This is a genomic window from Planktothricoides raciborskii GIHE-MW2 (genome assembly GCF_040564635.1).
In the GTDB taxonomy this organism is placed as follows: domain Bacteria; phylum Cyanobacteriota; class Cyanobacteriia; order Cyanobacteriales; family Laspinemataceae; genus Planktothricoides; species Planktothricoides raciborskii.
In genome coordinates, this window is sequence record NZ_CP159837.1 from 3,219,825 (window position 1) to 3,231,924 (window position 12,100).

Below are 12,100 nucleotides of genomic sequence, written 5' to 3' on the forward strand. Positions count from 1 at the left end.
GCATATTTTTTATATTTTATTTAAATTTAAATGAATTTAATCACAAACATATACCATTTTAATCATCGCATATTTATTTTATTTTCAGGATAAGTGAAAAAAATTTCCACGCTATTGGAGGAAAAATTATGACAATCCAAAAAATTCAGAAACCTTTCACGACCCTGATTAGTTGTGCCCTATTGCTCAATTCTCTGGTTGTCGGATTACCCGCAGTGAATGCGGTGGAATTTTCCGCCCCCAATACCCCCCCTCCGAGTCGAAGAGTTGGTGGGGCTGTCAGAGGAGCGTCTGCATCCGCACAAACTTGTCTGAACAATAACCAAAAAGAACTTACCGCTTTAGTGCCCAAAGTAGATGTGGCGTTAACCACCCAAGAGTATCCGGTTTTCTTTTGGTATCTGCCACCGAACTCAGCCACGATGATTTCGTTTAATCTGATTGATGATAGTAGTGGCGAAATTATTTATGAAAGTACAATGAAAACCACTGGAGAAGGCGGCATTCTTAGCTTGAGTTTGCCAGAAAATTCTGGTTTACCGGCTTTGGAAATTGGCAAAGATTATTATTGGTCTTTGGCGATTATTTGCGATCGCCTTGATTTGCAGGCGAATCCTTTCGTTGAAGGGTTAATTAGACGAGTAGAACCCCCTGCCAGTTTACAACAAAAGTTAAAGCAAGCATCGGCACTAGAACGAGTTAATCTTTATGCCAATGCGGGCTTTTGGTATGACACGATCGCGGAACTGGCCAACTTGCGGCGATCAAATCCCGATGATTCCCAATTAGCTCAGGAGTGGGAAGAACTTTTGCGATCGGTGCAACTGGATCGGCTAGTCTTAGAGCCATTAAATCCTAACATTATTTCTGAGTTTAATTAAATGATTAGTCATTATTCTGTAGGGGCGAATGGCTGTTCGCCCCTACTTATTGGTTGTTAGTTATTAGTTGTTATTTGTTAGTTGTTAGTTGTTGGGTAGGAATTCTTTGGTTGTTGGTTGTTAGTTGTTGGGTAGGGATTCTTTAGTTGTTAGTTGTTGCCCCCCTTTGAAGGGGGGGTTGGAGGAGTTGTTGGCTATTGGGTAGGGATTCTTTGATTGCTGGTTGTTTGTTTTTTGAACCTTATCCCGAACCACAAATAACCAATAACTAATAACCCACAACAGTCAACAGTCAGCCCCTGTGCAGACAAAAATCAACGATTATTATTCAGGGCTTCCTGGACTTTTTCTACCCCTTCAGTGTCGTCTTGCTGTTGATAGAGTTTTTTGGCTTCTTGCCAAGCCGCGATCGCCTCTTCCATACGTCCTCGTGCTTGCAAAGCCAATCCTAACTCATAATGAGCTTCGGCATTATCTGGAGACAACTTAATCACCTGACGATAAGCGACAATTGCGGGAACATATTCGTCTCGCTTGAAATGAATTTTGCCAATTTCCAAGTGCGCTTCCAACAAATCGGGATTGAGGGAAACTGCCCGCTGATAGCCATCCAGCGCCCCATCAAGATCCCCTTGAACTTGCAGCATTTGGGCAATTTGAAAGTAAATATCTGGGTTGCGATTGTCCAGCCGCGCCGCTAATTGATAGGCGGAAATTGCGCCTTTGAGATCATTTTCTGCTTGTAAAAGTTTGCCAATTTGTAAGTGAATTAAAGCATTATTGGGATCGAGATCCGCTGCGTTTCTAAAATAGGCGATCGCCTGAGAAATCTCACCTTTTCTTAAAAAAGCATTCCCTAAACTCACATATAGACGACTTTGATTTGGCGCTATTTCCAAAGCTTCATTAAAAGCCACAATTGCGCGATCGAACTGTTCTTGCTCCATCAAAGCAGCGCCAATATATTCATACGCTTGCCAATATTCTGGGTGAGAAGTCGTCACATATTCATACATGGATAAAGCGGCTTCATAATCCCCTTTCTTCAGCAGGACTACCCCAATCCCCAAATAAGCATTCAAATTACTCGGATCCAGTTGAGCGGTACGCCGATAAGCAGCTTCAGCGGCTTCATAATCTTCTGCATTAGCCAAACTAAATGCTAAAGCATAGTGGAACTCAGCATTATTTGGGTCTAAAGCCACCGCTTTTCTATACGCTTCAACAGCAGCGGGAAAATTTTGTTGGCTGGCCTCTAAATAACCGATGCCAGAAAAAATCCGGGCATTTTCCGCATCCAAAGTCGCCGCTTGTTGATAAAGGGCTAATGCCCCCGCATAATCTCCAGCATCCACTAACTCCCGCCCTTTTTTCAGCAATTCATTCAGTTGTTTCTTATTACCTTGAGCATTATTTTGACTGACGACTTGCGCGAGAGTTTCCGGAAGGAATTGCGGGACTTGGGCTAAGGTGGGTAAAGGAGCGACAAAAATGCCTAAGAATAGGAGACTGACTCCAAAAAGCTTCTGCTTATGCACGGGTGATTTTCTCTTGTTTAGTGATAATGAGTTTTGGCTATAATAATGGCTCACGGACTAATTATAGAGCCTTGGCCAATTTTTGGTTAATACTGGTCATATCTACAATTAGCACTCTCCCATTTCTGGATCTCCAGAAATGGCGAATTGGCAAGCCAGCGGCAATCGCGACAAGACAAATAAAAATAACTTATGATTTTAACGACGACAGATGTAGTTCAGGGACGAATTGTCACCGCGTATTTAGGGGTTGTCACCGCTGAGGTGGTGTACGGCAGCAATGCCCTGCGGGATTTCTTTGCCGGAATTCGGGATATTATTGGCGGACGCACCGGCAGTTATGAAAAAGTGTTTAAAAAAGCACAGGAAGAAGCCCTAGCAGAACTGGCCGAACGCGCCCAGAGTAAAGGGGCTGATGCGGTAATTGGCATTGAGATTGATACTGGAACTATTAATATTGATACTTCTGGGGCTTTGCTGTTGGTGACTGCCAGTGGCACAGCGGTGAAGTTGCAGTAATTGCGACGCCGAGGAACTTCTGAGTAGACCTCTTGCTTTCAGGACGGATCGATCCCCCCAAACCCCCCTAAAAAGAGGGACTTTTTAGGTTGGGAAAGCAAGAGGTCTAGTATTTACGGCATCGCACTCCGCAAGCTAACCAAAACTCACAATTTGAGTTTGAGGATGATATTATTCCATCGTTAACCGACGAATATCGCCGCTGATTTTTTGCTTCTAATTCCACCGGAATTTCCAGATATATTAATTATAGGTTTTATTTTCACCACAGAGACACTACACAAATGTTTAAACTCTCTATGCCCTCTGTTTTAATTGGCGATCGGTAATTTTTAAATAATCACGATAATTACTTTCTTTTTAACCAATATTATAATCTGATAATTTTCGATAAATCTTCATCTAATATCAGCTAATAATTTGAAATTATCAATGGGCAAATAATAGACATATTCAAAAAAAATGATGGCATAATCAGTCTGTGTAAACGTATAATTTTACCTGATGCAGATTATGAGCCAACTAAAAAATAAAAGAATATACAGAATAGCATCCGTCCGAGTGTCAAAGGTTACTCGGATTAGATTATGAACTAGATTATGAACAAATAATCCAGCGAATAAAAGTATCATAAAGAGAACATAATGAAAAAACCTAGCGGAAAAAAACCAGATTAATTAAAGCGGCTGGAGATAGGCAACCAAAGTTAAGTATTTGCGACCATATTATACTTATATTAGTATATCTTACTCACTTACCGACATTCCAAATCTTAGGGCTTTTGTTTGGCCTCAGTGAATCAACCACAAATTATATATATATTTCAACATTGGCTGGGGATATTCAGAGATTTACGGTAGGCTTCCCTGGTATAATAAGTAAAAAAACATGATCATCTATCTTAAAAAAAGATTAAATTCAGTTTTTTTTATCTAGTAAAAACCAGCAAATAAATTTTTTTTGATTTAAATTAATTACATTAAATTCAACCAAAAAACACAGTTAATAATTATATTTTTAAGTTTTTTTAAAAAATATAGTAGTAAATAAACGGGAGCAAAAGCGTTGCACATTCGTGGTATGCTAAGGATGAACATTAAAATAAAACATAGCGATGATTTGTCCTGTATGCCAATCTAAAAAAATTAATAAAAACGGCCATAAAAGAGGAAAACAAAATCATTCTTGTAAAGATTGTGGTCGTCAATTTATTGATAGCTATTCTCAAGTAAGGCTATCCAGATCATGTCAAGGAACATTGCCTTCATCTTTATGTTGAAGGCAATGGTCTTCGTCGCATAGAACGATTAACTGGTGTTTGTGATAACACAGTTATTAATTGGATAAAAGCAGCCGCATTAAGCTTGCCAGAGCAACCAGATTATCAGGAAATTCCCGAAGTGACTCAAATAGATGAATTACAGACTTATATAGGTAAAAAAAATAAAATCTGGCTGTGGACTGCGGTCAACAAAGGGGTAGCCGGAATTTTAGCCTATGTAATAGGCGATCGTTCGGCGGCAACATTTAAACCATTATGGAAAATTCTTAAAGGATGGGAATCATTTTTTTATGTGACAGATGGTTATGTTGTTTATCCCCAATTTATTGACGAGGCCGATCATATTATTAGTAAAACATACATGACTCGTGTGGAAGGGGAAAATACAAGACTAAGACATTACTTGGCTCGTTTACATAGAAAAAGTGTTATTCTAAATCTCTCTTAATGTTGCAACTCTCAGTCAGATTAGTTATTTATTATTTAAGGCATAAAAATGTACCTATTCCATTGACTTACTCTAGAGAGCCATTGCCAACCCGGTCTCTATAGCATACCACCAGTGTGCAACGCCGGAATTTTTAGAAATATCTCAACCCAGCGATTCGCGATCCGCGCCAGCGCGGAATCGCGATTTATTCCATGAATTTGAAACTAAGTTAAATATCTCTTCCCTTTCTCTCCTGCCTTCCCCTGAGAATATCCCCTGTCAAGGCTTTAGCCGCAGAGTCAGAATCGCTTTCTTTGGCTAAATGGCGAGACATACTCCCCATTTTGCCGGTTAATCTTCCTGATGCCATGCTATCTTTAATCCGTCGTTCTTTGATTACCAAAGAATCAGCACAGAAAATCACTCGGTTTACCCTTCAACTCGTAATGCGGCAGTATCTTAATCGTCCATGTAGCCAACGGCGTTTGGTTAGCCAAACCGTAAAGCATATTAGCGAAGCATATTGGCGAAGCATATTGGCGAAGCATATTGGCGATCGCTTCAGGTAAAAATGATCGAAAGCCAGAGGTCTATTCTATAAATAATTGAACGATTAAAAAAGCGTTGCTGATTTCTGGCATGATGGCGGGACAAGGATAATGTTTTTTATCGTCTAATGAACGCCAGCAATCAGCAACGCTTTGGCCGATCTAATCGCCAGGAGATAACATACTTAATTGGTTTTTAAACAAGTTCTCATTATCATCATTCTGATAAATACAGTTAATCGTTGGCGTCTGATTCAGATCCCCTGTGTAACCAAAAGTATTCATCCTATTTTTGCAATTTCGCACCTGATCGGGGCGAACTAAATTTCTTTGTTCCAAAATCGTCCAGTTATTAGTACGCAACACGCAACCCGGTTCCATTTTCGGTTGCGATATATAAACATGGAAAGGATTGTAAGTGACAAACATCCGAGTATCCATGACCACAGCGCTGGCGCCATACTGGATACAAAGTTCTGGATTTGGGGCATTCCGGTCAATGAACTCACGGGAGGCGACATTTTCGCTATTAAAGTTTGCCGTCGAACTAAAAGCGATGCCGATGCCAATTCCCAAAATAAACACCCCAGCTAAGATCGCTAGAGAAGTGTAGTTAAGTAGAGAATTCGAGGAAGACGATCCGTATTCTGAGCGATATCTACGTGCCATTATGTTTTACGTTACTCCCGCATTGAGTGATTAGGAAGAGCGATTAGGAATTATCTTCCCAGACTCTTTGTTTTGCTACGTTCTATTATGACGAATCTGAGGCCATAATGACCGCTTGCTCCTCAGATTTCCCGAAATTTGGCGGGTTCAACTCGGATCGAAGCCCTCGAATTCGCGCCGATCGCGAGATGTCAATTCAGTATTTTTAACTGATTCATCCCAAGCTTGCTCCCGGTTTGCCTAACTTTAGGTGTTGGCAGTGTATGGAGTTGAGGTTGGGGAAATAAACCTTAATTAATCAGCTTCCAGCCAGTTCTGAGTAAAGCGAGAAATGTGGCATATCCTGGATTATTTCCCGCTAAATCCGGTTTAGCATATTGGGGAAATTCTTCGTAATGTCGCCAAGGTTCGTGAGGGTTGCCCCGTAAATATAAAACTCTGTGAATCGTTCCCTCTGATTTCCAAGTCATTTGACCGCGTTGTAAATTATTCATGGTAATTTTGTCAGAGATTTTTGGCTATTTTGCAACCTTTAATTCACTAATCACTGATAGGTTAGTGGTACATCCGGTAAATTTTAGGCCGGTAAATTTTAGGATTGATTCTGGGATAATTGGCATCATTTTGTCAGAACAGCCCAGATTTTTTGTGGTATTGGTTACGAAATAAAGATGTTTGATTAATTTCTGACCCAGAAAATTTTCATAAATATCATGGTTTCTGGATGAACATCGAGTCTGGGGATTGGGGATTATGGTTAGGGGATCTACACGATCAATTTTTGTGATTTTTAAGGTTGAAGTTCCCAAGGACAGCGCGATCGCCTAGAAATGCCTGACCAGATGGGAAATCTTCGCCTAAACCGAGTGATATCCTGGTAGGCGATCGGCCAATTGTAAAAATTTTGTCACATTATCTCGCCGATTCTGGCTGGCTGTTTATGATAAAAAGAGACTCTCGCGTCGGCGATCGCTCCCCGAAGCCAAGTTTATGACTCGTGATTACCTAACAAAAATTCTGATCGTGGCCGCTAATCCCAAAAATACCGAAAAACTCCGACTAGATGAGGAAGTCCGGGAAATTCAAACAGGGCTGGAACGCTCGAAAAGTCGCCACCAGTTTCAGATTATCTCGCGAACCGCTGTGCGTCCCGATGACCTGCGCCGTGCTTTGTTGGATTATGAACCGCAAATTGTCCATTTTTCTGGACATGGGGTGGGGACTCAAGGGTTAGTCTTGCTCGATGACGCATCAGAAGCTAAGTTAGTCAGTGCCGTGGCATTGGCGAGGTTATTTAAATTATTTGCCAAACAAGTTAAATGTGTGTTGCTGAATGCCTGCTATTCCCAAGTGCAAGCCGAGGCAATTTGTCAATATATTGATTATGTGATTGGCATGGATCGAGAAATTGGCGATCGCGCAGCAATTAAATTTGCCGTAGGGTTTTATGATGCGATCGCTGCCGGTCGTTCCATTGAAGATGCGTATGAATTTGGCTGTAGTGCGATCGCCTTAGAAGGGCTTTCCGAAGCGTTAGCCCCAGTCCTGAAGAAAAAAGGAGAATCCTCTCACGATGGGTTACACTATCGGGCTGATTTTCTCGCTGAACTGAATCAAAATAGTCAGGATAGTCTGGAAAAAAACGTTGAAGAAGTTTATAGAAAAATTAATAAACCTATTGACGAAATGATTCCTGTAACCAGAAAATTTCCGCATAAAAATATCATCAATCACCCTGCCAATAGTCCCGAAAATTATTTTTCACTCAAATTATCAAAGCCCCTATCCTTAGAACAACCAGAAGGTCAGGTGCCTTTAGATTCTTTATTTTATATAGATCGTCCGCCCATTGAACAAGACTGTTATGAGACGATTCGTAAACCGGGGGCATTGATCCGCATCAAAGCGCCCCGCCAAATGGGCAAAAGTTCTTTGATGTCTCGGATTCTGCACCAAGTAAAACAGGAAGGTTATCAAACTGTCGAGTTAAATTTCCAATCCGCTGATGCTGACTTACTATCTAATTTAGATTTATTTTTACAGTGGTTTTGTGTTAGTATTAGCGAAGAATTAAATTTACCGGATCGCCTTGATAATTATTGGAAAGGCCCCCTGGGAAGTAAAAATAAATGTACAAAATACTTTCAAAAATATCTATTAACCGAAATTGCTGAACCCCTGGTCTTGGGTTTAGATGAAGTGGATCAGATTTTCCAACATCCCGAAATTGCCACGGATTTTTTTGGCTTACTCAGGGCTTGGCATGAACGAGGCAAAAATGAGGCACTGTGGAAAAATTTACGGTTAGCGATCGCCCATTCCAAAGAAGTCTATATCCCCCTGAATATTAATCAATCTCCGTTTAATGTGGGCTTACCGATTGAATTGCCGGAATTAACCCCCGCACAAGTAGCGGATTTAGTGCAGCGACACCAACTGAATTGGTCTGAGGCGCAAATTCAGAATTTGATGACAATGGTGGGGGGACATCCTTATCTAGTCAGGGTTGCCCTTTATCAAATTGCCAAAGGACGCATGACTTTAGGGGAATTTCTCCAAATTGCCCCCACGGAAGCAGGCCCATACTATGACCATTTACGCCGTCATTTATTAAACTTAGAAAAAGATCCAGATTTAGTCGCCGCGACTAAACAGGTGATGGGATGCGATCGGGCGATCGAGATCAATGCAGCAGAGGCGTTTAAATTACGCAGTATGGGCTTAGTCAAATTTCAAGGCAATGCAGTGATGCCTTTGGGGGAACTATACCGCCAATATTTCAGCGATCGCCTCCAAGGAGGTTTCGGCAGCATCCCATCAGAGAACATCCCGGAAAAAACTTGCCAACGGGATCCGGTTTCCGGCACAAATCAAATGTCAGCAATAGCCGAGAATATGCCTCCCACCGCCCCTTTTTCTGTCGGGTCTTTGCTAGAAAGCAGTACCTTAGCGGCGATCGTCTTTACGGATGTGGTCAACTCCACCGCGCAAATGGTCGCCAACCAACAGCAAATGCTCGAATTATTAAAACGAGACTTTGACTTAATGAGAGAAATTTGTCAACGATATGGTGGACGAGTTCTCAAATGCACAGGGGATGGGTTGTTAATTTACTTTGACAGCGCCGTCAAAGCGGTAGCTTGTTCTCAACAAATCCAAAAAACCTTGAGTAAAAATGCTGCAAGTTTACCCCCAGACTTAGTGTTAGAACATCGGATTGGGGTTCATCTCGGTGATGTATTTTTCAGTGGCGATGATGTTTTTGGGGCTGGAGTGAATCTAGCCGCCCGTCTGCAAAGTCAAGCCAACCCAGGGGGCATTTGTATTTCTGAAACCGTATATGAAGTGATTAAAAATCATTTGTCGATTCATGTCACCTATATCGGGCCGCAGCAACTCAAAGGAATTCCTGAACCCGTGCGCTTGTATCAAATTAATCCTTAGAGATGCTTTGACAACGGCCAGGAAAGTCAATTTTTAAAGATATGATGAAGATTCGGGAGAATTTATTGACAAATCAGCAATGCTAACTGTTATATTAGTGAAACAAAAACCTGAGTAAAAGAAAACATAAAATTTCATCTACCAAAAATCATTGATAAAATATCAGATTTTTGGCAAGTTTTTATAGGAATACAAATTCACAAATACACAATTTTTTATATAAACTGGGTGCTAACGTTAACTTCGAGATTGTTCTAGAAATTGATGAGGTCATATCTAAAATGGGAGGTTTTAATGAATAAGAGCGAACTTGCTCCAGTGCAAATGCTGAAAGAGCCATCCGCTTGGTTAGGTGCGATCGCTATAGGATTAATCATCGTTAACCTAGCAATTCTCTGGAAAATTGACGATCAAGCCCACTTAGGCATGAGTGTTTTATTTTGGCTACCTGTGGGTTCACTGATTTGGGAAAAACGCCAAGAGTTAAATCTCAAAAGCGATCCAATTGGCAGTTTTATTGGTGCTGTACTGATTGGTTTCTTTTTATTCACAATCCTGTCAATGCCCGCCAAACTTTCCGGTCAATTAAGTACCTACGATCCAATGTTGCGTCTGATGCCATTTTTATCTGGGCTTGGGGTAGCTTTAATCGCATCAGGCATCAAAGGCTTAAAACAGTACAAATCAGAGCTAATAATTCTCTTTTTTCTGGGAATTCCTGGGGTCATTATTACAGATTTACTCAAAATTGATATCTCGCCATTTACGGCCAAAATCTCAGCTTTTATGCTGTGGTACACTGGCCATGAACTGGTCTTAGAAGATGTTTTTATTTATTTACCGGGGGGGTCGATCAAAGTCTATGGTGGCTGTTCAGGGATGGAATCCATGACTTATCTGTTGGGACTATCGGCGGTTTGTTTAATCATGTTTCCTTTAGAACGGTTTAATCAAAAGCTTCATAAATTTTTGATCGCCAGCTTTGCCTTAACCACTGGATTTATCGTCAATGCGGTTCGGGTTGCCCTGATGGCAATTTTGGCGGCTTCCTCAAACCCAGACGCTTTTGATTACTGGCATGAAGGAGATGGTTCCCTGATCTTTGGTATGATTGCTGTCGGGATTTTCGGGCTGTTCTATATGTTCCTCCTGAAACAGGATGAACTTAAGCCACAGGATCCTGTAGAGTCATAACCGGGAGTAGTATTTTGAATAACTTACGCATTCCTTTTTTGGCGGTCGTTCTGGCTGGTATCTTGGTGGTGGCAATCAAAATCTTACTCGCTCCGGAAATCGAACCGCCAAAAAAAGAAGAGGAAACCCCCGGAGCCCTTTATCTACCACCGCTAAAAAATTATTCTTTTCCAGTTTTTTCGACAGAAAATGCTAGAATCTCAGCTTAGGAACTCCTGAAAAATCAAAATCTACCTGTAAACAATATAGTGACAAATATGAGTGACTCAAACATCAATCAATTACAAGAGTCGGTAGAAGATATTCGCCAGTTTGGTTTTAGCTTACTAAGGTCGGCAACGCTGTTTCGTTGGATTGGCTATGGTTTATTGATTTTCTCCTTGTTTGATACCATTGCCATTTTTATTCCCCCCTCTTTATTAGATCCCGTTTGGGAATTTCAGACTATTGGGCAATTAGTGGAAAGAGTTCCGGTTCCCTTGATTGGGATGGTTTTGGTATTTTACGGAGAAAAACTGGGTCGGAAAAAGTGGGAAATTACCCTGGTGAAGTTGTTGTCCTGGCTAACCGTGCTATTCGCGGTGATCTTTTTCCTTTTAGCCCCCTTGGGAATTGTGAATACTGTGCGGTTGAATAACCGCAGCAATGCTCAGATTGATACGGAAATGAAGCAGCGCACCGAACAAATTGCCCAGGTGAAAGATTTACTGGCTAAGGCAAGCAGTCCAGCGGAAATGCGAGAATTGATTAGCCGTCTAGATACCCAAGGTCGAGCTCCTAATATTACAGATTCGCAGCAATTGGATGAGATTAAAAAACAAGTCTCTGAGGTGATCGATCAAGCAGAAACGACGATGCAAACCCAAGCTCAGGAGGCTAAATCCAATCGCCAAATGAATTTATTCAAGAATTCCGTGAAATGGAACCTGGGGGCTTTAGTGGCTGGGGCTTTATTTGTGTTCCTGTTTACCGGAACAGCCTGGGCAAGAAAAATGTAGTTTTGGGCTAATTCTTAGTTCAGTTCTAAATCAATAGCTGGTTGATTTCGTTTTCATATATAAGAGCGCATCATTAGAGAAAGATCCCCCCAGCCCTCTCAAACAGGGGGCTTAAACCGGGGGGATTTTTACAATTTTGTCAGACCTTTGCCGGTCGTTTACCCCTACAGATCCGATCGCCAGAACTTTTTTGCTTCTGTGAAGGGGAAGGCGAACTGAACTTCTCGGTCTCCCCGTAATTGCCCAACGTCCGACCTTCCCCTCTTGCCGCCACGGATTACAATTGAGGATAAGAAAGAACATACTAGATTACACATTAAGGACTCATTGCCCCTAAGCCCTACCTGGGATAAATTCGCCTGCGGCGATCGCACCCCCCGGTAAACCACCCCGAAAAAGCTTTTTCTTGATCCAGGGTGCGCCGAGATCGGGAAACTGTAAATCCTGGAGGAAGTTTTGGATTGTGTATTCTACGGTTTTTTCTTTGACGACAACTCCAATGAAGACCCAAGCACAGGTTCGTTTATCTATATCTGAATATAGGTAGGGGGAAACCTGCCGTGTTGGATCCGATTTGGGGAGTGGGTCAATCCTCTG

Annotated in this window: 11 protein-coding genes and 1 pseudogene; 9 read left to right on the top strand and 3 right to left on the bottom strand. The window is 41.6% G+C overall.

What is annotated here, in order from left to right; translation table 11 throughout:
- Nucleotides 1-128 precede the first annotated feature (128 nt).
- A complete protein-coding gene (locus ABWT76_RS13605; protein ID WP_054469478.1) occupies nt 129-881 on the top strand; it encodes a DUF928 domain-containing protein in 753 nt (250 codons plus the stop codon).
- Between the two features lie 314 nt (nt 882-1,195).
- Here the strand turns inward: ABWT76_RS13605 and ABWT76_RS13610 are convergent, their stop codons facing one another.
- Nucleotides 1,196-2,419 (bottom strand): tetratricopeptide repeat protein, encoded by a 1,224-nt coding sequence (locus ABWT76_RS13610; RefSeq protein ID WP_072160904.1) that lies wholly within the window; start codon nt 2,417-2,419, stop codon nt 1,196-1,198.
- A gap of 192 nt (nt 2,420-2,611) precedes the next feature.
- Between ABWT76_RS13610 and ABWT76_RS13615 the strand changes: the two genes are divergently transcribed.
- The 4 genes and pseudogenes from ABWT76_RS13615 (at nt 2,612) to ABWT76_RS13630 (ending at nt 5,219) form a co-directional block, all read left to right on the top strand.
- A complete protein-coding gene (locus tag ABWT76_RS13615) occupies nt 2,612-2,938 on the top strand; it encodes a YbjQ family protein (RefSeq protein WP_054469480.1) in 327 nt (108 codons plus the stop codon).
- Nucleotides 2,939-3,650: 712 nt separating this feature from the next.
- The gene (locus ABWT76_RS13620) at nt 3,651-3,830 is read left to right on the top strand and encodes a transposase family protein (RefSeq protein ID WP_255353260.1); all 180 of its coding nucleotides are present in this window, start codon (nt 3,651-3,653) and stop codon (nt 3,828-3,830) included.
- 222 nt (nt 3,831-4,052) lie between these two features.
- Nucleotides 4,053-4,772: pseudogene (locus tag ABWT76_RS13625) on the top strand (IS1 family transposase).
- A 192-nt stretch (nt 4,773-4,964) separates the two neighbouring features.
- Entirely contained in the window at nt 4,965-5,219 is a 255-nt protein-coding gene (locus tag ABWT76_RS13630; RefSeq protein ID WP_354636269.1) for a hypothetical protein, read from the top strand.
- 141 nt (nt 5,220-5,360) lie between these two features.
- Here ABWT76_RS13630 and ABWT76_RS13635 read toward each other — a convergent pair whose 3' ends face one another.
- The gene (locus tag ABWT76_RS13635) at nt 5,361-5,867 is read right to left on the bottom strand and encodes a DUF3172 domain-containing protein (RefSeq protein ID WP_054469481.1); all 507 of its coding nucleotides are present in this window, start codon (nt 5,865-5,867) and stop codon (nt 5,361-5,363) included.
- 290 nt (nt 5,868-6,157) lie between these two features.
- Complete coding sequence (locus ABWT76_RS13640; RefSeq protein WP_054469482.1) at nt 6,158-6,361, bottom strand: hypothetical protein; 204 nt, start codon at nt 6,359-6,361, stop codon at nt 6,158-6,160.
- Between the two features lie 436 nt (nt 6,362-6,797).
- On the opposite strand from ABWT76_RS13640, the gene ABWT76_RS13645 reads away from it, so the two are divergent.
- From ABWT76_RS13645 to ABWT76_RS13660, 4 genes are all read left to right on the top strand, one after another.
- Nucleotides 6,798-9,311: an AAA-like domain-containing protein gene (locus ABWT76_RS13645; RefSeq protein ID WP_354636412.1), complete on the top strand. Its 2,514-nt coding sequence runs from the start codon at nt 6,798-6,800 to the stop codon at nt 9,309-9,311.
- Nucleotides 9,312-9,605: 294 nt separating this feature from the next.
- Complete coding sequence (crtA, locus tag ABWT76_RS13650) at nt 9,606-10,505, top strand: cyanoexosortase A (protein WP_354636270.1); 900 nt, start codon at nt 9,606-9,608, stop codon at nt 10,503-10,505.
- A gap of 14 nt (nt 10,506-10,519) precedes the next feature.
- The gene (locus ABWT76_RS13655; RefSeq protein WP_054469486.1) at nt 10,520-10,714 is read left to right on the top strand and encodes a hypothetical protein; all 195 of its coding nucleotides are present in this window, start codon (nt 10,520-10,522) and stop codon (nt 10,712-10,714) included.
- Nucleotides 10,715-10,762: 48 nt separating this feature from the next.
- On the top strand, nt 10,763-11,503 hold the full coding sequence (locus tag ABWT76_RS13660; protein ID WP_054469487.1) for an HpsJ family protein: 741 nt from the start codon (nt 10,763-10,765) through the stop codon (nt 11,501-11,503).
- Nucleotides 11,504-12,100: the final 597 nt, after the last annotated feature.

What these genes read in the sequence shown, in the direction of transcription:
- ABWT76_RS13605 (WP_054469478.1), top strand. Translation starts at nt 129, where the DNA reads ATGACAATCCAAAAAATTCAGAAACCTTTCACGACCCTGATTAGTTGT.
- ABWT76_RS13615 (WP_054469480.1), top strand. Translation starts at nt 2,612, where the DNA reads ATGATTTTAACGACGACAGATGTAGTTCAGGGACGAATTGTCACCGCG.
- ABWT76_RS13635 (WP_054469481.1), bottom strand. Translation starts at nt 5,867, where the DNA reads ATGGCACGTAGATATCGCTCAGAATACGGATCGTCTTCCTCGAATTCT.
- ABWT76_RS13640 (WP_054469482.1), bottom strand. Translation starts at nt 6,361, where the DNA reads ATGAATAATTTACAACGCGGTCAAATGACTTGGAAATCAGAGGGAACG.
- crtA (WP_354636270.1), top strand. Translation starts at nt 9,606, where the DNA reads ATGAATAAGAGCGAACTTGCTCCAGTGCAAATGCTGAAAGAGCCATCC.
- ABWT76_RS13660 (WP_054469487.1), top strand. Translation starts at nt 10,763, where the DNA reads ATGAGTGACTCAAACATCAATCAATTACAAGAGTCGGTAGAAGATATT.